Raw genomic sequence first — 22,055 nt, 5'->3', positions numbered from 1 at the left:
TCAGAAATATCCTTCACGCTTCTTCTTTTCCATGGAGCCGGACTGGTCACGGTCAATGGCGCGGCCCTGGCGCTCGGAAACCGTGGCGATCTCCAGCTCCGCGATGATCTCTTCAAGGGTGGTGGCGGTCGAGCGGATCGCGCCCGTCAGCGGGAAGCAGCCGAGCGTGCGGAAGCGGATGAAGTCTTCCTGCTTCGTTTCGCCGGGCAGCAGTTCTAGGCGCGGATCGGAGGCCGCAATCATCATGCCGTCACGCTCGACATAGGGGCGCTTGGCCGCGAAATAGAGCGGCACGATCGGAATATCCTCGGCTTGGATATAGCGCCAGATGTCGACCTCGGTCCAGTTCGAGAGCGGGAAGACGCGAACGCTTTCACCCTTGCGGATCTGGCCGTTATAGACGTTCCAGAGCTCCGGGCGCTGGTTGCGCGGGTCCCAGCGATGGTCGGGCGTGCGGAAGGAATAGATGCGTTCCTTGGCACGGGAGGCTTCCTCGTCGCGCCGTGCGCCGCCGAAGGCGGCGTCGTACTGGCCGGCATCCAGCGCATTGCGCAGCGCTTCCGTCTTCATGATATCGGTATAGCGGGCCGAGCCATAGGTGAAGGGCGTGATGTTTTCAGCTGCACCGCGCGGATTGATGTGCTCGATGAGATCGAGATCGTACTTCTTCACGATCTCGTCGCGGAAGGTGATCATCTCGGCGAACTTCCAGCCGGTATTCACATGCAGCAGCGGGAAGGGCACGCGGCCGGGATAGAAGGCCTTGCGGGCAAGATGCAGCAGGACGGAGGAATCCTTGCCGATCGAATAGAGCATCACCGGACGCTCGAATTCGGCGGCAACTTCGCGGAAGATGTGGATCGCTTCGTTTTCCAGGGCTTTCAGATGCGGGTCGAGTGGCGGCTTGGCACTCTGCGGATTGTTCAGTTCCGTATCCTGACGGGTATCGGGCATTTCGTACTCCAGACTTCTTATTGCTGCACGGCGATCGCGGTCGCCTCTTCGGCGACATGCAGACCGCATTCGCGCTTCTCATCCTGTTCCCACCACCAACGGCCGGCGCGTTCCGGCTCGCCGGGCTTGATGGCGCGCGTGCAGGGCTCGCAGCCGATCGAGGGATAGCCACGTGCATGCATCGGGTTCACCGGCACGCCATTGTCGGCGACAAAGGCCTTGATCTTCTCGATATCCCAGTCTGCGAGCGGGTTGACCTTCAGAAGGTGGCGTTCGGCGTCATATTCAGCAAAGGGCGTTTCGGCGCGGTTGGCCGACTGGCCGCGGCGCAGGCCGGTGATCCAGATTGTTGCGCCTGCTAGCGCCCGCGCAAGCGGCTTCAGCTTGCGCACGCCACAACAGGCATGTCTGGCTTCGACGCTCTCATAGAAACCGTTTATGCCGTATTTCGCCGCGTAAGCGTCGATATCGGCCTGCTCCGGTTCATAGCGGGTGATGTGAATGTCGTACTGGCTCTCGGTCTCGTCGATTAGCGCGAGCGTTTCGGGGAAAAGCCGCCCTGTCTGCAGCGTGACAACGTCGATCGGCAGGCGATGCGTGCCGATCTCGGCGGTGATGACCTGGTCCTCGATGCCGAGCGAGGTGGTGAAGACCACACGCCCGCCAAGGCCGGCGACGAACGAAAGCCGGCCGGCGAGGTCGAGACCCGAAAGCTTGTCAGCCAAAGCCTCGGCTTCTTCGATCGGATTGATAACAGTCATGGGGGATCCTGTCCTTGATATTGGCCGGAGTATTACAGCTGAAGGACGGATCGGACAGAAAAAGGGATTTCGAAAGGACTGCTTAGCGGAGCAAATATCTCTCCCATCCTGCCGCAATGCAGAAAAGCAGCCGCAGGCGCAGAAGTGGCGCCTCGAACTTAATGTCTATAGAAATAGTAGTGTTACACGGCGCCTGTCAATTGGAAATCTGAATTGATGGCGGCGATGATGAAAATTGTCCTCTTTTGACATAGATTATCAGCTGTTGGCCGAGGGTGAAAAACAGGGCCAAAATACTTGTCTCTCAAGGCTTTTCCGGCTTGTTCAAATTCCGTTCATGCTGGCCGTGCAATAGAGGCAATTAGCTTTTTTGGCGATGTCGGGATTCGACACCGCTCTGTGTGTGTCGACGGTCCGAGATGATTACGCAAAAGGCAAAATATGCGCTGCGGGCGCTGACGGTTCTGGCGGAAGCTGCGGCCGACGAACCCGTCATGATTTCCGACATTGCCGTGCAGCAAAAGATCCCGAAGAAGTTTCTGGAACAGATCCTGCTCGACCTCAAACATCACGGCATCGTCGTCAGCCGCCGCGGCAAGCAGGGCGGCTATCTGCTGCTGAAGCCTGCCCACAGCATCACCTTCGGCGAGATCCTGCGCATCATCGATGGCCCGATCGCACCACTACCCTGCCTGTCGATCACCGCCTACCGCAAGTGCGATGATTGCGACGGCGAGCAGACTTGCCAAATTCGCCACGTCTTCGCCAAGGTAGCGGACGCCACCCGCAAGGTCCTGTTCTCCACGACGATTGCCGATGCCGTCGGCACCAAGCGTGGCGCGGAAGTCACCCGTCTGCTTGCCTGATCCCCTCTCGCCGGCCTTCAAGATTCGGTGAGTGACCTTTCCATCTGCCTGACATGTTCCACCTGCCCATGCATTCGGGTAGGGAGAAACATCATGTTTGCACTTTCGGGAAAGAGAGCGCTGGCAGCTGTCCTGCTGTCGGCTACAGTCGCAACCAGTGCTGCGGCCCATCACGGTTGGTCATGGGCGGAAGCCGACCAGATCGAGCTTCGCGGCACCATCCAGCAGATCTCGATGGGCGGGCCGCATCCGACGCTCGATGTCGCAACCGTCGATGACGGTGTCTGGCGCGTCGAGCTCGGCAATCCGCGCCAGACGGAACGCGCAGGTTTCGTGGAAGGTGTCGCAAAGCCGGGCGATCAGGTCATAGCGCTCGGAAACCGGTCGCAGGACCGCACCGAGAAGCGGCTGAAGGCGGTGCGCATCACCATTGGTGAAAAGCGCTACGATATTTATCCGGAACGCATCCAGACGAACTGATGTCGTCATGGAGCTTCTCGAATGGCTGGCTGCCACTACGCTCGCGGTCGAGCTTCGGCGCTCCGCGACGCTCTACATGTTCGTCAATGCTGCCCATATCCTGGCGATCGGTCTTCTGGTCGGCGCCATCTTGCCGCTTGATCTCAGGCTCGCCGGCTTTTTTGGTAAGGTTCCGGTGGAGGTCGTTGCGCCATTCCTGTCCCGTTCGGCCGGTGTCGGCCTCGCCCTGGCTTTGCTCACCGGCTTCTGCCTCTTCAGCGTCCGCCCGGGCGAATATGCCGCCAATCCCGCCTTCCTTGCCAAGCTCGGACTGATCGCTTTCGGCATCCTCAATGTGCTCCTGGTTCATGCTGGGCAGGGATGGCAAACCGCAATCACGATCGGCACCATCCATCCCGCCATACGGCTCTCCGCAGCTCTTTCTGCGATGATATGGATCGCAGCCGTTGTGACCGGCAGGTGGATCGGTTTTCTCTGACGTGATCGTCCTGATGTCGCTCAGCTGCGCCGTCGGCGGGCAGCCCCTGCCGGAACGGCGCCGACGAGCATCCGCCGTTTCTTGTGACCAGGCAGATCGACAAATGGCGTCAACCATTCCGTCAGGCAGCATCCCAATCCATGGCCCGTCCTCCTTAGAGGACATGCCTTCCCACCTGTTGGTTGATTAACCCTCGATCCGCCAAAGTAGCGCTAGTCTCAGTTAGGCATGCATGACTCATTCGCCAAAGAGTGCAAGACGCGGGACTCAGTGTCCATTCGCACACTGACGATCGTCGGTCGAAAGTTGCGTCGGTACCTGCGCATGGCATCTGGCGAAAAAACTGAGAGCTGCCAGCCAGTCATATTGTAACCTGCAAGCGTTTAATTCAATTTTTATCGTTTTCGCGCAAGCTCATAATATCTTTGAACGCAACGGGTTGCGGGTAGGCAATTCGGTTGCTGCAGGAAGCATTTGTTGAGCTTCGACGAAGCATAATTCGGGCCGTGATTGCTGTCTTTTTGGGGTAGTTAAAGTGAAAATTTCGATCAAGCACACTTTGGTTCTAGCCTTTGTGGGATTAAGTCTTGCAGTCATTGGACTTGTCGGCAGCATGCTGCAGCAGGAAGTTCGCGTCTATCAGAATTCCACACGGCTTTCGGAGCTCGCTCAGCTCGACGCGAGGCTGTTCGATGCACTGCTCGGATTGCGCGGCGAGCGCGGCGCTATTTCGTCGGCCATCAAACTCGAGCCCTCTGAAACGCAATCCAGCCTGGTCAACCTCGAAGCGGGGCGAAAGAGTGTCGATCCCGCGTTTGCAGCGATCAAAGACTTGAATGACGACAGCGGTTCGACCGCGCTGCGGACCTCGCTTTCCCCTGTCCTTCAGGGGTACAGTCAATGGATGTCCTTCCGTCAGCAGATCGACGCGGCTCTGAAAATGCCGGTCGCCAATCGTGACCCCGCCTTGGCCGCGCAGGTTCTGCCACTGGCGGATAAGATGCTGGGCGACCTCGAAAAGGCCGCCAACGACGTCGAGGCTGCCATCAATGCGCGCGAGCCCGGAATGATGATGTTCACGCAGCTTCGCTCGCTTGCATGGTCGGCCCGCACAAATGCCGGATCGGCAAACTCGACATTTGTGGGTGCGATTATCGCCAAAGAAGCTTTGCCCGCCGGCAAGCTTGCGGAAATCGCTCTCCTGGATGCGAAGGTCAATTTTGCATGGAGTGTCATCACGCAGATAGTACGCAGCCCGGCAACGCCTGCGCGGCTCGTGAAATTGTACGACACCGCGCAGACGACCTACTTTGCCGGACCCTTTGCGGATCAGCGGGTAGCAGCGATCAAATCTTTCCAGGCCGGTCAGCCGATGAACATCGCTGTCGACGAATGGCGCAAACCTGCAGGCCCGGCGCAGGCTTCGCTCGCTGACATCGCAGCAGCGGCGCTGACGGAGATGACGAACGCAACGTCTGAAAATGTTTCCGCCGCAACGCAGTCGATCATTATTTATAGTGTCGCTACACTCCTTACATTTGCTCTGTCGATCGCCGGAATCATGATGGTAGTTTTCCGTGTCGCCAATCCGATCAGCATGCTGACGGCGGTCATGCGCAAGCTGGCAAGCGGGGACCTTTCGGTTGTCGTCTCCGGCGCCAACCGAACGGACGAGATCGGCGAGATGGCCCGCGCGGTCGAAGTGTTCAAGCAGGCCGCGCTTCACAACAAGAACCTGGAAGCAGAAGCGGAGCGTTCGCGCCAGGCGTCCGAGATCGAGCGTATCGCCATCCAGCAAAAGGTGGAACGCGAGGCGGAAGAGCGTTTGACGCAGGCGACATCGGGACTTGCCGACGGTCTCAAGCGCCTCGCCTCCGGCGATATGTTGTGCGAGATCGACGAGGTCTTCAGCGAACAATTCGAGACGCTTCGCCACGACTTCAACGATTCCGTGCGCCAGTTGCGTACTACGCTTGAAAGTGTGAGCCATACTGCGCGCAGCGTTCGCAGCGGCAGCGGCGAAATTTCGACCGCCTCGGACCAGCTTTCCAAGCGCACCGAACAGCAGGCTGCGTCGCTGGAAGAAACGGCCGCCGCGCTGGAGCAAGTCACGACCAACGTCAAGCAGACATCGGAACGCGCCAGCGAAGCACGCGAGATGGTCCGTCATGCGAGCGCTCGTGCGGAAACCTCCAGGGAAGTGGTATCGAACGCTGTCGATGCCATGCAGAAGATCGAAACCGCATCCAGCCAGATCAGCAACATCATCGGTGTCATCGATGAGATCGCGTTCCAGACCAACCTTCTTGCGCTGAACGCCGGTGTCGAGGCAGCCCGGGCGGGCGAAGCCGGTAAGGGCTTTGCGGTTGTGGCTCAGGAGGTTCGTGAGCTTGCCCAGCGTTCGGCCCAGGCGGCCAAGGAAATCAAGACGCTGATCGGCAACTCCGAGGCTGCGGTCAATCAGGGTGTTACTCTGGTCAACAATACCGGCGACGGTTTGAAGGAAATCGCGCAACTGGTTGTAGCGATAAACCAGCATATGGAAGCGATCGCAGTTGCCGCCAAGGAACAGGCATCCGGTCTTTCGGAAATCAATACATCCGTGAACCATATGGATCAGGTCACGCAGCAGAACGCCGCGATGGTCGAAGAGATGAACGCCGCCGGAGCAGGTCTCGCGGAAGAAAGCGGTCGTCTTTCCGAACTGCTGGCCCAGTTCCAGATGCGAACGCAGAGAGAGCAAGGCCGAAAGGTATCTCGCGCGGCCTGAAGCGGATGATTTCAGGTCGCATCGACCTGAAATCTGGACCCGTCTCTCAATCAAAAAGATAAGAGCGGGATGCCGAAAACCGCGCACACTTTCTGGCATCCCGCTCTAGTTTTTTATGCCCTTCGACAGAGGGACGTCGAACATGGCACGGCGATCCGCCATATTGCATCGCAGTTGCAATGCATGGGGCGGATCATGAAAACCGCATCGCTTCCTTCTCTTCGCGCGGATCCTGAATTGCGCGCCGCTGCCGAAAGCGTTCTGAAAGAAGGCGAGGGCTTGTCGTCTCTCATCGAGGATTCAGTGCGCCGTCAGATCGATTATGGAAAGATCCAGGCCGAATTCATTGCACGAGGCCTGGCCGGCTTGGCGGAGGCGGAACGGACTGGTATCCATCACACGACGGCCGACGTCATGAAGTTGATGCGCGAAAGCTTGAAAAGGCGAAAGCCTGCAAAGTCGCGCGACAGAAATGACTTTCGAGTCAAAGTACACCCAAACCTTCTACGAGGATTTGGGGCGGCCCTCCGATTTTCTAGTTGAACGCAATCCGGATCTGGCGGAACGCGCCATCAGCGGCATCGAAAAGGCTCTGATGATACTGCAGGATTTTCCGCTGAGGCCAGACGCGTTTCCGCGGATGGTCCGCTGCTGCGTCGTCGTGCCGTTCGGCCCAGCTGGATATGACATTCTTCTCAAAGTGATCGACGAAGCGACCGTCATCGTGCTCGCCGTCGGTCACCACCGCGAAGAAGACTACCACTGATCACCGGTCGCTTACCGCCGCGCGCGGATTGACCCACGGCTCCTGATTGGAGCGGGCTATCAGCTGTTTGCCGAGAATATGGTCCGCGGCCTTCTCACCGGTCATGATCGATGGGCCGTTGAGGTTGCCGTAGGTGACATGCGGGAAGATCGAGCTGTCTGCGACCCGCAGGCCATCGACGCCGATCACCCGCGTTTCGGGATCGACCACGGCCATCGGATCGTCCTTCGATCCCATCCGGCAAGTTCCACAAGGGTGGTACGCGCTTTCGAGATGCTCGCGCAGGAACGCATCGATCTGTTCGTCCGTCTGAACCTTCTCGCCTGGCTGGATTTCCGGGCCGCGATAGTGGTCGAAGGCCTTTTGGCCGAAAATCTCGCGGGTGAGGCGCACGCAATGACGGAACTTCTCCCAGTCTTCGGCATGGCTCATATAATTGAAACGCAACACCGGATCAGCCTTCGGATCGGCGGAGCGCAGCGTAACGTTGCCCCGTGATTTCGATAGATTGTAGCCGACATGCACCTGGAAGCCGTGCGTATTGGCCGCCGCCTTGCCGTCATAGCTGATGGCGACCGGCAGGAAATGATATTGGATATCAGGCTGCTTCAGCCCCGGCGCGGAACGCAGGAAGGCGCAGGCTTCGAACTGGTTGGAAGCGCCAAGCCCGCCCTTGGAAAGCAGCCATTGTGCACCGGCGACACCCTGCCAGAACCATGGCAGCCAGGAATAGAGCGACACCGGCTTGGTCGAGATCTGCTGGAAATAGAATTCCATATGGTCCTGCAGATTGGCGCCGACGCCCGGCCGGTCGACCTTTACCTCAATGCCCATGTCCTGCAGATGCCCGCCGGGGCCGATGCCGGAGAGCATCAAGAGTTTCGGCGAATTGAAGGAGGAGGCCGAGACGATCACCTCGCGATTAGCCTTGACGATCTCGGTTGCGCCGCCGCGCTCGATTTCCACGCCCGTCGCGCGGCCATTCTCGATGATGATCCTGCGCGCAAAGCCTTTGACGAGCTCAACGTTCGGCCGCTTCAGCGCCGGCTTCAGATAGGCGCTTGCCGCCGACCAGCGCCGGCCGCGATGGATGGTCTGTTCCATCAGCCCGAAGCCTTCCTGCTTCGAGCCGTTATAATCCTCGGTCGTTTCGAAGCCCGCTTGTTTTCCGGCATCGATGAAGGCGTGAAACAGCGGGTTCTTCACCACGCCGCGCTGCACATGCAGCGGGCCGTCCGTGCCGCGCCAGCCTTCCTCGCCGCCGTGCGAGTTCTCCATGCGCTTGAAATAGGGCAGCACATCCGCATAGGCCCAGCCATTCGCGCCGAGCTCTTCCCACCGATTGTAGTCTTCCGCATGGCCGCGCACATAGACCATGCCGTTGATGGAGGAGGAACCGCCGATCACCTTGCCGCGCGGCGCGGTGATGCGCCGGTTGTTGAGGTGGGCTTCGGGCTCGGAAAGATAGCCCCAGTTATAGCGCTTCATGCTCATCGGCCAGGCAAGGGCGGCCGGCATCTGGATGAACGGCCCGAAATCCGAGCCGCCCGCCTCGATGACGATGACCGCGTTCTTGCCGTCTTCCGAAAGCCGGTAGGCCAGCGCCGAACCTGCCGAGCCGGAGCCGACGATGACGAAATCTGCCTGTTGCATGCTGTTCCCTTTGGATTGTCGTGTGCAACGGATGCGTCGATTTTGGATAGGCTTAGTACGGCGAGGCAACCGGCCCCATGCCGACATAAACCGTCTTCAGCTCGCTATAGTGCTCAAGCGCTGCCAGCGAATTCTCCCGTCCGAAGCCCGATTGCTTCGATCCCCCGAAGGGGATTTCTACCGGGCAGAGATTGTAGGTATTGATCCAGAGCGTGCCGGCCTCCAGCTGGTCGACGACGCGGTGAGCGCGTGTCAGATCGGCAGTGAATACGCCGCCGGAGAGGCCGAACTCCGTCGTATTGGCGCGCTTGATCACCTCGGCTTCATCGTCGAAATCGAGCACACACATGACTGGTCCGAAGATCTCTTCGCGCGCGATCGTCATACCGTCTGTCACGTCGGCAAAGACGGTCGGCTGCACATAATAGCCTTCGCCCGTCACATGGTTCGGGATACCGCCGCCGGTCACCAGCGTCGCACCCTCGGCCTTGCCCTTCTCGATATAGGCAAGCACCTTCTCGCGCTGTGCCCAGGAGACCATCGGACCGAGCTGCGTGGCTTCATCCATCGGGTCGCCGATGAGGATCGCTTCGGTTCGCGTCTTCAGCCGTTTCAGGAATTCACCCTTGATCTTCTTCTGCACGAAGACGCGCGTGCCGTTGGAGCAGACCTGGCCCGTAGAATAGAAATTGCCGAGCATCGCGCCGCCGACGGCGCTGTCGAGATCGGCGTCGTCGAAGACGATCAGCGGCGACTTGCCGCCAAGCTCCATCGTCACGTGCTTGAGCTGGCCTGCTGCCGCGGCAGCCACCTTGCGCCCGGTCGGGACCGAGCCGGTCAGCGAAACCTTGGCGACGTCGGGGTGGTTGACGAGCAGCGGCCCGGTGTTCCGGTCGCCCTGGATAACGTTGTAGAGCCCCTTCGGCAGACCGGCCTCGTGCAGGATTTCGGCAATCTTCAGCGCACCGAGCGGCGTGGTCTCCGAGGGCTTGAAGACCATGGCGTTACCTGCCACCAACGCCGGCGCACCCTTCCAGCAGGCGATCTGCTGCGGATAATTCCAGGCGCCGATGCCGACGCACACACCGAGCGGCACGCGCTTCGTATAGGCAAAGTCCTGGCCGAGCGGGATATGCGAGCCGTTCAGTCCCGCCGGTGCTACGCCGCCGAAGAACTCGAAGGCGTCGGCGCCCGAGGTCGGGTCGGCGACAACAGTTTCCTGGATCGGCTTGCCGGTATCGAGCGTTTCCAGCTCTGAAAGTTCGCGGTTGCGCTCACGCATGATCTCGGCCGCGCGCTTCAGGATGCGCCCGCGCGCCATCGGGCTCAGTGCCGCCCATTCCGGCTGAGCGCGTTTGGCAGCCGCGATCGCCTTCTCGACAATCGCGGGCGTTGCGGCATAAAGCCGGGCGATCACTTCACCGGTTGCCGGATAGATGCTTTCGATGAGGGTGCCGCTGTCATCCTCGACATATTCCCCGTCGATGAAGTGCGATGCTTTCGGCTGGGCTTTCATGTCGCTGTTCCCTGGCTGGTTGGCATGAGGTTGTTCATTTGCCGATGCGGTCGAGCTGCATCGTTACATAATCCTCCGTCAGCGCGATCGAGGCTGTAATGCTGATCGGCGCCGATTTCAGACTTTGCCGGATATAGAGTCCGTCGATCATCGCGGCCGCGCCCTCCGCGATGCGTTCTGCGGCATCGTCTGGGCAAAGCGCCTTGAGGGCCGCAAGCAGGTTGGAGCGCAGGCGCCGCGCATAGATGACGAGGAAACGCCGTGTCTCTTCGGATCGCTGCGCCTCGGCATAGAAGGCAAGCCAGGCGGCAATCGTCTGCGGCGCGAACTGGTCGGCGTTAAAGCTGACGCGGATGATGGCCGAGATCCGCTGCCGTGGCGTTGCCGCTTGTCCCAGTGCCGTCACCGCGTCGTCGCGCAGCTGGCGTAAGAGGGAACGGATTGTCTCGATCAGCAGCTGTTCCTTGCTGCCGAAATAGTGGTGGGCAAGGGCAGGCGACACCCCCGCCCGCCGGGCGATATCGGACATGGTGACGGTCAGCGAGCCGTGATCGCCGATCACCCGCAGCGCTGCATCCACAAGCGCCTTGCGGCGCACCGGTTCCATTCCAACCTTCGGCAAGCTCATTTCTCCCGAGAATGGATTGAAGCGTATTTTTGATTGACTGGTCAATCAACAAAAATCTTTCGCCGGATTGATCCGGATCACCTCTTTTCGTGAGAAATTGCTGCAGCATATCTCCAGCAATCAGGAGGTGCGCCAATGGCCAATATTTACGACGGAATGCCCGAATCCCCGCTGCGGTCGAAATGGGTATGGTTCGTCGGTCTCGGCGTGCTGCTTCTCATCTGTGGCCTCATCGCCCTCAGCAACCTGCTGATGGCGACAGTCGCTTCGGTCTTTTATGTCGGCATGCTGATGCTGGCAGGCGGTGTCATCTATCTCATCCACGCCTTCCAGGTGCGCGGCTGGGATCATGTGCTCTTCTGGGCGTTGAGTGGCATCCTCTATGTGCTCGCTGGCGTCTGTGCCTTCATCAACCCCATCCTCACGTCCGCCGCTTTGACCTTGTTTCTGGCCATCGCGCTGCTTATTGCCGGTGTCTTCCGCCTCTTCGTCGGACTGCGCATGCGGCCGCTCAAGGGCTGGGGCTGGATTGTTGCGAGCGGCCTCATCACAGCTCTCGCAGGCTTCGTGATCGCGCTTGGCTGGCCCGTCAATAGCCTCTGGATCCTCGGTCTCTTCCTGGCGGTCGATCTCGTCGTTCAGGGCTGGACAATGCTCACCTTCGGCCTAGGTATCCGTTCTTGAAACTGTGGAGAGAGGCGGGCCGATGTTCCGATTAGGCCGTTTCTTTTTTGACAAGAACATGGTGGGGTACTAAAATTCTGCGATTGAAGGCCGGCTCCGCAGAAGAGCCGCCTCCTGTGCTAAGGCACTTCGGCATTGGCGCTTGTCGCCCCAGAAGCCGAAAATGGACCCCCGAGGCAGTCTCTGCCGAAAAAGAATGGGAGGAGAATTCCATGCCGATGGTCACCGTTTCCATCTCACCGCTCCAGGCAGCCGGCATTCGCGATGCTGTCGATCAAGGCGGATATGCATCGAGCAGCGAAGTCGTGCGCGAGGCACTGCGCCTGTGGGATGCCGCCCGCAAATTGGGCGAATATCGCAGCGAAGTCCTGGCCGATGAAAGCGCACCCAGCGGCGGCAGATGCGTCGCCGATATGTTCGCCGATCATGAAGCCGAGCATCGCCGTTCGGCCTGAATAAGCCGTTGATTGTAAACTCGAAAATCTAATAAGCGCTTGGCGTGCATGAGCGGTTGCGCGTTCATGAAAGTTTCATACTGAGGAAAGGGTTCGTTGACCCTTCTGCTCCATTGTCCGGCCGAAAAAGAAAAGGTCACAGTGGAGATTGGCATGTCTTTGGCTGCCAGCGTCGAACCGGGTGTCGTGCGTCGTTATGCCAGCGATCAGATCGTTACCCTCGCCAAACTTGTCGTTGAAAATGCGTTTCAGCCGATTGTCGAAGCCGGTACGGGCACGGTCTTCGGTTATGAATCCCTCATGCGCGGACAGGAGCGTATCGGCTTCGAAACGCCGATCGAAATCCTCGACGAAGCCCATGAGACCGGCCAGCTCCTGCAGCTCGAGCAGATGGTCGCGAACCGCGCGCTCGCCAAATTCGCGACGCTCTCGAACTTCGCGACGGCCACGCTTTTCCTCAATCTCGACGTTCGCCTCATCCCGCACGGCAATCGTCTTGTCGAGAGCCTGCTGCTGCAGCTGAAAACGGCGAATATCCCGCCGTCCTCCGTTTGTTTCGAGTTTTCCGAGCGCTTCGACAATACCAGCGTACCCGAATTCGCCGATCTCGTGTCGCGCCTGCGCAAGGCCGGCTTCAAGCTGGCGATCGACGATTTCGGCGTCGGTCATGGTGAGATGAAGCTGCTCTGCGACTATTCCGTTGATTACCTGAAGATCGACCGCCATTTCGTCGCCGATATCGACCGCAGCCCGCGCAAGCGCCACTTGCTGAAGAGCATCGTCAACATGGCCCACGTGCTCGGCACTCGTGTGATCGCCGAGGGCATCGAGACGGAAGCCGAATTCATCGTCTGCCGCGATTATGGCGTGGATCTCGTGCAGGGTTGGTTCATCTCGCGTCCGTCCACACATCTCTCCGAACTCGTGCCTGCCTTCCCGCACCTGCAGGAACTCGGCAAGAACAAGGGCAACAGCCAGTCGCTCGACGAGATCCTCATCCGCAAGCAGATCGAAATGCTGCCGACCGTCTATGAGAGCGATGGCATTGATACGGTCTTTGAACTGTTCCGCCGCAATCCGCGCCAGGCCTATTTCCCGGTTCTCAATGCCAATGGCGAGCCGCGCGGCATCATTCACGAGCATCACCTCAAGGAATATATCTATCAACCCTTTGGCCGCGACCTTCTGAAGAACAAGGACTATGAGCGCACCATCTCGCATTTCGTCGAGCGCGCGCCGATAGTCGGCCTCGACAGCGATGCTGATCAGCTCATGGTGATCTTCGCCAATATGGAAGGCAGCAACTGCCTGATCCTCACCGACAACATGCGCTACGCCGGCGTCGTCTCCGCCGCCTCGTTGATCAAGGTCATCAATGAGAAGCAGCTGAAGACGGCACAGGACCAGAATCCGCTGACTGGCTTGCCGGGTAACCGTGCCATCCGCGATTTCATGCGCCATTCCGGACGCGACGGCGATGAAGTGCGCCACTTCTGCTATTGCGACTTCGATAATTTCAAGCCCTTCAACGATGCTTACGGCTTTCATCTCGGCGACCATGCGATCTCGCTCTTTGCCGCACTGATGCGCCGTTACTTCTTTGCCGAGCGTCACTTCCTCGGCCATGTCGGCGGCGACGATTTCTTCGTCGGTGTCGTTGGCTGGACAAAGGAGGAACTGACGGAAATCCTTGATCGTCTCATCAGCGATTTCCATGATGACGTGCTCGATCTCTATTCGGATGAGGACCGTGCCGCCGGCCGTATCCACGGTCACGATCGCGCCGGCGCGGAAGCCTTTTTCCCGCTGATGCGCTGCTCGATCGGCGTTCTCGAACTGCCGGAAGGTCTCGTTATCGACGATATCAATCGCGTCAGCGCCGAAATCGCCCAGGTGAAGTCGAGCGCCAAGGAGAGCGACGAAGGCCTCGTATTCCATACGTTAGGCGAGGCGAATTGACGCCTCTGGCACTTCCGGCCTTCCCAAGTCCCGGACCCTGAATTATCTCCAATGCTTCGGAATAGGGAGAGCCGGGCCATGTCGTTGCCGTCGCATATGCGTTTTGTCGATCTGCCGTCTTTCGGCGGGCCGGAGGCGATGGCCATTGCAAGCGGACCGGTGCCGGTGCCCGGCGAAGGCCAGATCCTCGTCCGTACCGAAGCGGTTGGCATCAACCGGCCCGATATTTCCCAGCGCCAGGGCAGCTATCCGCCGCCAAAGGATGCGAGCCCCATTCTCGGCCTGGAACTCGCGGGCGAGGTCGTCGCGATCGGCCCCGGCGTGACCGGCTATTCGCTGGGCGACAAGGTCTGTGGCCTCGCCAATGGCGGCGCCTATGCCGAATATTGCCTTTTGCCGGCCGGTCAGGCGCTGCCTTTCCCAAGGGGTTATGATGCAGTGAAGGCCGCAGCTCTTCCGGAGACCTTTTTCACCGTCTGGGCAAACCTCTTCCAGATGGCCGGCCTGACGGAAGGCGAGAAAGTGCTGATCCATGGCGGCTCCAGCGGCATCGGCACTACCGCTATCCAGCTCGCCAAGGCTTTCGGCGCCGAGGTCTATGCGACCGCCGGCTCGAAGGAGAAATGCGAGGCCTGCGAGAGGCTAGGCGCCAAGCGCGCCATCAACTACCGGCAAGAGGATTTCGCAGCCGTTATCAAGGAAGAGACCGGCCACGGCGTCGATATCGTCCTCGACATGATCGGCGCGGCCTATTTCGAGAAGAACATCGCCTCGCTGGCGAAAGATGGCTGCCTCTCGATCATCGCCTTTCTGCAGGGTGCGGTTGCCGAAAAGGTCAATCTGACACCGATCATGGTCAAGCGCCTGACGGTAACGGGCTCCACCATGCGCCCGCGCACGGCGGAGGAGAAACGGGCGATCCGTGACGATCTCTTGTCCGAGGTCTGGCCGCTTCTGGAAGCCGGAACGGTCGCGCCCGTCATCTATGAGACCTTTGCCTTTGAAGACGTGATAGCTGCTCATCGGCTGATGGAAAGCAGCAACCACATCGGCAAGATTATGCTGAAACTCGGCTAAAGCGCCGTGTGTCCGTTCGGACGCACAAAACACGCTCTAACTCTTTGAATTTATGCATCAGGTTTTCCGAAAATCGATTCCGATTTTCGGGCCGATGCCGTAAGCGACAGCGCCGCGCCGACGGCGATCAGTCCCGGTAAGGCCATGATCACGTAGAGCCAGCTCGCCGCCGAAAGCGCGCCCGCAATTCCGCCCGGGTCGACCAGTCCCGCGCCGTTGGCGATGACGCCGGCAAAGGCCGCTCCGAAGGCGCTACCGAGCGAGCTCATCGTCGGAATGGCTGCCGAAGCCTTGTCCTGCTCGCTGTCGGCCACCAGCTTCAGCACCTTGGCGACGAGATGCGCCCAGCCGAGGCCGACACCAAAACCCATCATGAACATGGCGACTGCTGCCGGTCCAAGGATGATAAGCTGCGCTTCAGGGTTCTCGCGGGCAAGGAAGACGGCAAGCACGGCTGTCGCTGCGGCTTCGGTTGCACAGCCCGCAACGATCGCGGCGTTGGCTTTCCTGCCGGAGAAGGAGCCGCTGAAGAAGGCGGCCACCGTCCAGCCGAGGGCGACGAGAGCCACCAGATAGCCTGAAATCAGCGGCGTTATCCCGTGCAGAACCTGCAGGAAATAGGGAATGAAGATATCGCTGACGAGAACGAAGTTGAGGCCGATCATTGTCAGATAGACCCGTGATATCGGCTGGCTCAGCGTCACCGCGCCTAACGGCAGCAGCCAGTTGTTGCCCTTGCGTTCCAAAACGAGCATGACGCCGACGGCGACGACCGAAACGGCGATCAGCCCGATCTTGGCTGTCGTCATCTCGGTTGTCCCTGCGGTGCTGACCAGCAGCACTGCCCCAAGCAGCAGGCAGATCTGCGCGACAGGCATCGTTGCCTGTTCGCGGTCGTCCTCGGCCTGCGGCAAAAGCCGCGGCGCCAGCACTGCCATCAACACGCTGAGCGGGACGAGCACGGCAAAGGCGTAGCGCCAGGCGCCGTCATGCGCGAAGAAGCCGCCAAGCGTCGGGCCAATGACGGTCGACACCCCCCAGATCGCCGCATAGAGCGTCGACGCCTTGGGCCAGAGCGGTTCGGGATAGACGAAGCGAATGAAGGCGTAACAGAGGGCGGCGAGCGCACCGGTGCCGAAACCCTGCACCGTTCGACCGATCAGCACGACAGGCATCGAGGGTGCTGCGGCGCAAAGCAGGCTGCCGACGCCGAAGATCACTGCCGCGATCACGTAGACACTGCGCAGCCCGATATTCCTCGGCCGCATCGCCATGAAGATCGAACCCAGTATGGTCGCGGCGATATAAAGCGTCGTCACGAGTGAGAAAAGTTCCAGCCCGCCGATATCGCGCACGATGCTCGGCGCAATCGTCGCCGTGATGTAGTTTTCGACGGCAGAGATCGTCATGCCGCCGCCAAGCATCAATGTCGCCGGCAGCAGCGCAGGGGAAAACAACTGGAAGACAGAAGTTGAAGAGGCTGATGGCTCCAAGGCGGTCTCGGACATGATGAATCCTTGCGTTTTTCCTGACCCGTTATTATTTTCCAAGTTATGAATTGGAAAATTGCATGAGCATCGGATTAAAACAAGAGGTAGCTTGGAAAAATATGCGCCAGTCTCCCGTCAACCGCATCCTGATCCTGTTGAAGACCGAAGGGCCGCAGCTTGCCGCTGCGGTCGGCGATGCGCTCAGCATATCAGGTGAGGCCGCCCGTCAGCAGCTTGCCAAAATGGCGGAAGAGGGACTTGTGGAACCCGTAACAGTCGCCCCCAGGGGCAGGGGACGTCCGAGGCAGCTCTGGCACCTGACGGCTGAGGGTAACAGCCATTTCCCGGATGGCCATGCCGAACTGACGGCGACCCTGCTGACGACTGTTGTCGCGCAACTCGGCCCCGCCGCGTTGGATACCGTCATCGCCGCCCGCGAAAACGAAACGCTGCAGCGCTATCGCGCCGAACTCTCAGACAGGTCGGATCTGGCCGCCCGCGTCGAGGGGCTGGCCGCCATCCGCAGCCGTGAGGGCTACATGGCCGATAGCTGGCAGGAGGACGATGGATCATTGATGCTGGTCGAAAACCATTGTCCGATTTGCGCTGCGGCGACGGTCTGCGCCGGCTTCTGCCGTTCCGAGCTCGAAACTTTCCGCAGCGTGCTCTCGGCCAACGTCGAGCGTAGCGAGCATATCCTGCTCGGTGCGCGCCGCTGCGCCTATCGCATTACTCCAAGGTAATTTGGGCCGGCTGGCGCATGCGGCTGCCGCTTTCCAGATAAAGCAGGATCAGAATGGCGACGATGCCGACAGCGGCGCCGACGAAAGCCGTGCCAGAATAGTCCGTCACCGCCGTTCCAAGCGCAAAAACACCTGCGGCCACGCCGATGCCGATGAAAGTGTTGAGCGAGATCAGCGAGCTGCCAAGACCCGGACGATCGGCGATAAGGTCTTGCAGATAGGTGATCGGCAGGCTGAGGATGGCAGCAGCCCCGCAGGCGTTGAGACCGAGCAGCGCATAGAGCTGCCAGGGCGCGGTGGCAAAGCCGAGCAGCACCAGATAGAGGCAGTAGAGCACCGTGCCTGATGCCAATACATGCACGGTATGGAAGCGCCGCTGTACCAGGCCCCACATCATCATGAAGGGCATTTCGAGGAAGGCCGTCAGGCCTGAGAGAAAGCCGACGTCAACGACGCTGCCGCCGATCGAGTGCACGACGATGAGTGGCGAAACCATGCCGTTCAGCCGCTGCAGGCCGAGCAGCAGGGACATGACGAAGACGCGGATGAAAACATCGGGCGCAAAGACTCGCTTCAGTGAGGCGAAGAAGCCCGGCTGGTTGGGGATCGTCTCGCGCACCGGGCCGTTGCCGGGCGCGAAGAAGAAATAGAGGCAGAAGCAGATGAGGCTTGCCACCGCCGCCACCCCATAAGCCGGCGTCATCGATGGCGAAGTGACCAGAGCAAGCCCGACCAGCCCCGGTGCCACCGCCCAGGAACCGGAATAGAGCGCGCGCACCGTCGAGGTGATGGCGACCGCTTCACTACGGGCCAGCTGGTTGGTGCGGGCCCGCACGCTGGCAAAGAGCAACGAATAGGTGGAATTGCTCATCGGCACGAGGAACAGCACCGAGAAGATGAAGATCGTGGGACTGTGGATGACCGCGATCGATCCGAAGCCAATGATGCCTGCAATGGAAAGCGCAAGCACCAGTGGCCGTCTTTCCGTCAGCCTGTCCGACCATATGCCGAGCGTCAAACTGATCGCGACATTGACGACGGCAGCAAAGAAGACCAGCGCCGAATAGGCGCCGTCACTCATTCCAAGTTCGCTGATGCCGATAATCGACTGGTAGGGAACCGTGGAGGCGTAGGTGAAGGCGAGCGCCACCAGCGTGACGGTTGGAATGCGGATGCGCCTGTCGCGGATGATGGAAGAAAATGAGGATGGCATGAGAATAAGTCCTGACACACAACCTTTAGCCCCATCGCGCCTGCACGGAAAACGATAGTTTGCCGCACCCGCAGTCACTTCGTGTGATGGCTGTTTAGATGCTGTGATCGGCCGGCATATGGCGCAAATTCCATTGGCTTTCAGAGAGCGAGAGGCTATGCCTGCAGTCTCCTTGCCCACAATCCGGATTATTGCCCATGTCCAATCCCGTCCTCGTCGAAGTCACCAGGGGCTCGCTTGTCGAAAGCCGCCACAGCGGTTCGGTTGCGGTCGTGGATGGTGATGGCCGTATCGCCTTTTCGCTCGGCAATATCGAGGCGAGTGTCTTCCCGCGCTCGGCCTGCAAGGCCATGCAGGCGCTGCCGCTGATCGAAAGCGGCGCAGCGGATGCCTACGGCTTCGGCAACAAGGAGTTAGCGCTCGCCTGTTCCTCGCATAGCGGCGAGGATGAACATGTGGCGCTTGCCGCCTCCATGCTCTCGCGTGCCGGCCGTGACGTGGAGGCGCTGGAATGTGGCGCGCACTGGTCCTCGGACCAGAAGACGTTGATCCACCAAGCGCGCACGCTGCAGAAGCCCACCGCGCTTCACAACAATTGCTCCGGCAAACATTCCGGCTTCGTTTGCGTCTGCTGCCATCAGGGCATCGATAGCAAGGGTTATGTCGGCTACGACCATCCGCTGCAGCAGCAGATCCGTGACGCCATGGAAAACCTCACGGGCGCCGCACTCGGTCATGATGTCTGCGGCACCGACGGCTGCTCCATTCCGACTTACGCCGTGCCGCTCAAGGCGCTCGCTCATGGCTTTGCGAAGATGGCGACCGGCAACGGCCTGGAGCCTCTGCGCGCCAAGGCATCCCGCCGCCTGATCGAAGCCTGCATGGCCGAGCCCTTCTATGTGGCTGGCACCGGCCGCGCCTGCACCACGCTGATGCAGATCGCCCCCGGACGGATCTTTTGCAAAACGGGCGCGGAAGGCGTCTTCTGCGCTGCCATCCCGGAACAGGGCATTGCGATCGCATTGAAGTGTGATGACGGCACCACCCGCGCTGCCGAAGCCATGGTTGCGGCGACACTTGCCCGCTACTTCGAGAAGGGCGGCAAGGAACATGCCGCGCTGACCGCTCTGGCAAATAAATCGATGCGCAACTGGAACGGCATCCATGTCGGCGAAGTCAGGGTGACCTCGGCTTTGACCGAGTGAGGGCGGTTCAACAAGGAAAATATCTGGATGGCAAGATTCGGGTCGTTCGGCGTCGTTGCCGTCATGGCATTCTGGGCAGGGGTAGGGTGCGCGCAGGCGGCAGAATCCTCCGGCGGTTCGCCTAACCCGCTCCTCGGCAGTTTGACGACTGAATCCAAATGTCAAATCCTGGTCGACGCGATGCGCGACAATAACCAGACAGTCATCAATGAGGGTGCCAATGCCGTCATCATATCGGTGATGGAGCATTTCGATGTCATAAGGCAGAAATTCGGCGAGAGGGAAGCCCAGCAGCTCATCGAACGATCATTCAGGGGATGCCTCAGTCATCCCGATGAAACAATCTTCAGCCAGGGGCGCGCCTCGTTTCAATCGATTCTTCAAGAGATCAGCCAGCCTGGCTACGGCGACGAACCTGGGCTGGATGATGTCGCCGTTCCCGCAAATGTGCAGGCAACGGCCGCAAAGCTGCAGGCGATACTGCCCAACGGACCTGTCGCACTAGATGCCAGCATTACGAGGACGAGCAGCACAAGACCCGGCCAGCAGGTCACCCTCGTCGTCAAACCAGGCAAAAGCGGGACGACCCGGGTTCGGGAAGTCTATAGTCCAAGCTTCGTCATGGACCGTGAAGAGGTGGGTCCGGTGCAGCTGAAATCCAAAAACAACCAGGGGGGCCTATACGGCCCTCAGGAAAACCAGAGGATAACGATCACGACAGCATTGACGTTGACCGTCTCGGCTTGGGCTGCTGATGCCTCCATTTCCTTCGATACGGAAATGTCGGGAGGAGCCGGGCTTCAAGAAACCTCCTGCATGATTGGCCGGTCGGTGGAAGCGAAGACTGTCCACGCTGCTCTTGAAGGCCGCGCCTGGCCGCTGCAGTGCGACCATACAAGCGGGAAGGAAAGCGGGTATTATATCGAGGAACTTCGCTACTTCTTGGTCATGCACAGTCAATCCGATGATCTCGGCGCTTCTGATTACTCGATCGACCGCATCGAAATCACACGTTAAATCGTAGGTCGAAATGTCACGCTGTTCTCTGTCTCACAGGGCAATCACGCTGCCACGATCGTAGCGTTGAGATCGCGATAGGGCTTCAGCCGTTCCGCCGTCATCTCCGCTGGCACGATCAGTCCCGCCACGTCGGAAATTCCAAGCACCGGGCAGGGTGAGACGAGGTCGAACTTCTCTTCGGTTAGCAGGACATGGGTTTCGGCCGAGCAGCGGGCGATATGCCGTTTGATTGCCGCTTCCTCGAAATCGCCGGTGGAAAGTCCATGCACCGGATGGGCCGCCGTGACGCCGAGGAAGAAGAGATCGGGGCGCAGTTGCGAGATCGCCGCCACCGCCGCTGCCCCTGTCGCCACCATCGAATGTTTGTAGAGCCGCCCGCCGGTGAGGATCACCTCTGCCGTCGGGTGATGTTCCAGCTCGGCGGCGATCGTCGGGCTGTGGGTGGCGATCGTGAAGGCAATGTCGCGCGGCAGGTGACGGGCAATTTCCGCCGTGGTCGTGCCGCCGTCGAGAAATACCATCTGCCCGGCCTTCACCATCTGCGCCGCCCTCGCGCCGAGCCGCGCCTTGATGTCGGAAGCGACGTCGCGGCGGGCTGTGAAGTCGGGCAGCTCAGGGGTAATGGGTAAGGCTCCGCCATGCACGCGTTTCAGCAGCCCTTCCGCGGCCATCTCCCGCAGGTCACGGCGGATCGTATCCTCCGACAGCTCGAAATCCTCCGCCACACGCTTGGCGATGACCTGCCCGTCGCGGCGCAGGATGTCGAGGATGAGGGCCTTGCGTTGGCTGGTCAGCATGAATGCTCCTGCACGATAATTTACGAAACATCGTGAATATGCCGAATTGACTCGACATTCAAGAAATATCGTGCATTTTCGCGAAATCCCGTGCATGAGGCCGGGAGTTGATGGAGTAGATCATGTTGATTTTGATTGCCGGGCCCTACCGGTCCGGAACGGGCGATGACCCGACAAAGATGGCTGCCAATCTCAAGCGCCTCGAGGCGCCGTCGCACGCGCTCTTCAAAGCTGGCCATGTGCCGATGATCGGCGAATGGGTGGCCTTGCCGGTCTGGCATGCCGCCGGCGGCAAGTCGGTGGGTGACGATCTCTACGAGGAGATCTTTCATCCTGTCGCCGACCGCCTGCTGCAGCTTTGCGAAGGCGTGCTGCGCCTGCCGGGCGACTCCAAGGGTGCCGATAATGACGTGCGCATCGCCACCGAGCGTGGCATTCCCGTCTGGTACCGGCTGGAGGACGTTCCGGGTTGCGCTTGAGGCGCCGCCCGTTCTTTCCGGCGCGGAGAAGGGAACACGCTGCGGTGTCTTTCGCTGGCCC

General features: G+C 60.0%; 21 protein-coding genes and 1 pseudogene. 14 read left to right on the top strand and 8 right to left on the bottom strand.

The features are described from left to right. Window positions 1–954 carry a sulfate adenylyltransferase subunit CysD gene (cysD, locus tag ACR9ZQ_RS21060; RefSeq protein WP_113323134.1) on the bottom strand — a complete coding sequence of 318 codons (954 nt, stop codon included), beginning with the start codon at window positions 952–954 and terminating at the stop codon, window positions 1–3. 17 nt (window positions 955–971) lie between these two features. Continuing rightward, window positions 972–1,715, bottom strand: coding sequence for a phosphoadenylyl-sulfate reductase (locus ACR9ZQ_RS21055; protein WP_310378181.1), 744 nt, complete (start codon window positions 1,713–1,715; stop codon window positions 972–974). 419 nt (window positions 1,716–2,134) lie between these two features. Between ACR9ZQ_RS21055 and ACR9ZQ_RS21050 the strand changes: the two genes are divergently transcribed. From ACR9ZQ_RS21050 to ACR9ZQ_RS21025, 6 genes and pseudogenes are all read left to right on the top strand, one after another. Then, window positions 2,135–2,581, top strand: coding sequence for an RrF2 family transcriptional regulator (locus tag ACR9ZQ_RS21050; RefSeq protein ID WP_007818882.1), 447 nt, complete (start codon window positions 2,135–2,137; stop codon window positions 2,579–2,581). A gap of 93 nt (window positions 2,582–2,674) precedes the next feature. After that, window positions 2,675–3,061, top strand: a complete 387-nt coding sequence (locus ACR9ZQ_RS21045) for a DUF6152 family protein (RefSeq protein ID WP_310378177.1) — start codon at window positions 2,675–2,677, stop codon at window positions 3,059–3,061. A gap of 7 nt (window positions 3,062–3,068) precedes the next feature. Continuing rightward, the gene (locus ACR9ZQ_RS21040; RefSeq protein ID WP_310378175.1) at window positions 3,069–3,539 is read left to right on the top strand and encodes a DUF6644 family protein; all 471 of its coding nucleotides are present in this window, start codon (window positions 3,069–3,071) and stop codon (window positions 3,537–3,539) included. A gap of 535 nt (window positions 3,540–4,074) precedes the next feature. Then, on the top strand, window positions 4,075–6,309 hold the full coding sequence (locus ACR9ZQ_RS21035; RefSeq protein WP_310378172.1) for a methyl-accepting chemotaxis protein: 2,235 nt from the start codon (window positions 4,075–4,077) through the stop codon (window positions 6,307–6,309). 195 nt (window positions 6,310–6,504) lie between these two features. Further along, window positions 6,505–6,774 (top strand): annotated as a pseudogene (locus ACR9ZQ_RS21030) (YlcI/YnfO family protein); the annotation flags it as partial. A gap of 7 nt (window positions 6,775–6,781) precedes the next feature. After that, a complete protein-coding gene (locus tag ACR9ZQ_RS21025; protein ID WP_481428731.1) occupies window positions 6,782–7,075 on the top strand; it encodes a type II toxin-antitoxin system RelE/ParE family toxin in 294 nt (97 codons plus the stop codon). On the opposite strand, the gene betA is transcribed toward ACR9ZQ_RS21025, so the two are convergent. Genes betA through betI form a run of 3 tightly spaced genes read right to left on the bottom strand, consistent with a single transcriptional unit; the run spans window position 7,076 to window position 10,866 of the window. Continuing rightward, the gene (betA, locus tag ACR9ZQ_RS21020; RefSeq protein ID WP_481428730.1) at window positions 7,076–8,728 is read right to left on the bottom strand and encodes a choline dehydrogenase; all 1,653 of its coding nucleotides are present in this window, start codon (window positions 8,726–8,728) and stop codon (window positions 7,076–7,078) included. Window positions 8,729–8,780: 52 nt separating this feature from the next. After that, window positions 8,781–10,244 (bottom strand): betaine-aldehyde dehydrogenase, encoded by a 1,464-nt coding sequence (gene betB / locus ACR9ZQ_RS21015; protein WP_481428729.1) that lies wholly within the window; start codon window positions 10,242–10,244, stop codon window positions 8,781–8,783. A 34-nt stretch (window positions 10,245–10,278) separates the two neighbouring features. Continuing rightward, window positions 10,279–10,866 (bottom strand): transcriptional regulator BetI, encoded by a 588-nt coding sequence (betI, locus tag ACR9ZQ_RS21010; RefSeq protein ID WP_310378159.1) that lies wholly within the window; start codon window positions 10,864–10,866, stop codon window positions 10,279–10,281. A 141-nt stretch (window positions 10,867–11,007) separates the two neighbouring features. Between betI and ACR9ZQ_RS21005 the strand changes: the two genes are divergently transcribed. From ACR9ZQ_RS21005 to ACR9ZQ_RS20990, 4 genes are all read left to right on the top strand, one after another. Further along, window positions 11,008–11,556, top strand: coding sequence for an HdeD family acid-resistance protein (locus ACR9ZQ_RS21005; protein ID WP_481428728.1), 549 nt, complete (start codon window positions 11,008–11,010; stop codon window positions 11,554–11,556). 212 nt (window positions 11,557–11,768) lie between these two features. Beyond that, a complete protein-coding gene (locus ACR9ZQ_RS21000; RefSeq protein ID WP_037105511.1) occupies window positions 11,769–12,011 on the top strand; it encodes a ribbon-helix-helix domain-containing protein in 243 nt (80 codons plus the stop codon). Between the two features lie 153 nt (window positions 12,012–12,164). Further along, the gene (locus ACR9ZQ_RS20995; RefSeq protein ID WP_310378153.1) at window positions 12,165–13,970 is read left to right on the top strand and encodes a GGDEF domain-containing protein; all 1,806 of its coding nucleotides are present in this window, start codon (window positions 12,165–12,167) and stop codon (window positions 13,968–13,970) included. A gap of 78 nt (window positions 13,971–14,048) precedes the next feature. Further along, window positions 14,049–15,047: an NAD(P)H-quinone oxidoreductase gene (locus ACR9ZQ_RS20990; protein ID WP_310378151.1), complete on the top strand. Its 999-nt coding sequence runs from the start codon at window positions 14,049–14,051 to the stop codon at window positions 15,045–15,047. 50 nt (window positions 15,048–15,097) lie between these two features. Here the strand turns inward: ACR9ZQ_RS20990 and ACR9ZQ_RS20985 are convergent, their stop codons facing one another. Beyond that, the gene (locus ACR9ZQ_RS20985) at window positions 15,098–16,555 is read right to left on the bottom strand and encodes an MFS transporter (protein WP_481428727.1); all 1,458 of its coding nucleotides are present in this window, start codon (window positions 16,553–16,555) and stop codon (window positions 15,098–15,100) included. A 101-nt stretch (window positions 16,556–16,656) separates the two neighbouring features. On the opposite strand from ACR9ZQ_RS20985, the gene ACR9ZQ_RS20980 reads away from it, so the two are divergent. Next, a complete protein-coding gene (locus tag ACR9ZQ_RS20980) occupies window positions 16,657–17,280 on the top strand; it encodes a helix-turn-helix transcriptional regulator (RefSeq protein ID WP_113323147.1) in 624 nt (207 codons plus the stop codon). Here ACR9ZQ_RS20980 and ACR9ZQ_RS20975 read toward each other — a convergent pair. Beyond that, entirely contained in the window at window positions 17,267–18,493 is a 1,227-nt protein-coding gene (locus ACR9ZQ_RS20975) for an MFS transporter (protein WP_481428726.1), read from the bottom strand. The two genes, ACR9ZQ_RS20980 and ACR9ZQ_RS20975, sit on opposite strands and share 14 nt — an antisense overlap. 197 nt (window positions 18,494–18,690) lie before the next feature. On the opposite strand from ACR9ZQ_RS20975, the gene ACR9ZQ_RS20970 reads away from it, so the two are divergent. Next, the gene (locus ACR9ZQ_RS20970; RefSeq protein ID WP_481428725.1) at window positions 18,691–19,698 is read left to right on the top strand and encodes an asparaginase; all 1,008 of its coding nucleotides are present in this window, start codon (window positions 18,691–18,693) and stop codon (window positions 19,696–19,698) included. 27 nt (window positions 19,699–19,725) lie between these two features. Beyond that, window positions 19,726–20,715, top strand: a complete 990-nt coding sequence (locus ACR9ZQ_RS20965) for a hypothetical protein (protein WP_481428724.1) — start codon at window positions 19,726–19,728, stop codon at window positions 20,713–20,715. A gap of 44 nt (window positions 20,716–20,759) precedes the next feature. On the opposite strand, the gene ACR9ZQ_RS20960 is transcribed toward ACR9ZQ_RS20965, so the two are convergent. After that, the gene (locus ACR9ZQ_RS20960) at window positions 20,760–21,515 is read right to left on the bottom strand and encodes a DeoR/GlpR family DNA-binding transcription regulator (RefSeq protein ID WP_481428723.1); all 756 of its coding nucleotides are present in this window, start codon (window positions 21,513–21,515) and stop codon (window positions 20,760–20,762) included. 122 nt (window positions 21,516–21,637) lie between these two features. On the opposite strand from ACR9ZQ_RS20960, the gene ACR9ZQ_RS20955 reads away from it, so the two are divergent. Continuing rightward, window positions 21,638–21,994 carry a DUF4406 domain-containing protein gene (locus ACR9ZQ_RS20955; RefSeq protein ID WP_481428722.1) on the top strand — a complete coding sequence of 119 codons (357 nt, stop codon included), beginning with the start codon at window positions 21,638–21,640 and terminating at the stop codon, window positions 21,992–21,994. Window positions 21,995–22,055 lie beyond the last annotated feature (61 nt).

The organism is Rhizobium sp. KNZ14-9A (assembly GCF_056755015.1).
The sequence above is the reverse complement of the archived record's forward strand: the minus strand, read 5'-3'. Positions and strand labels throughout refer to the sequence as shown.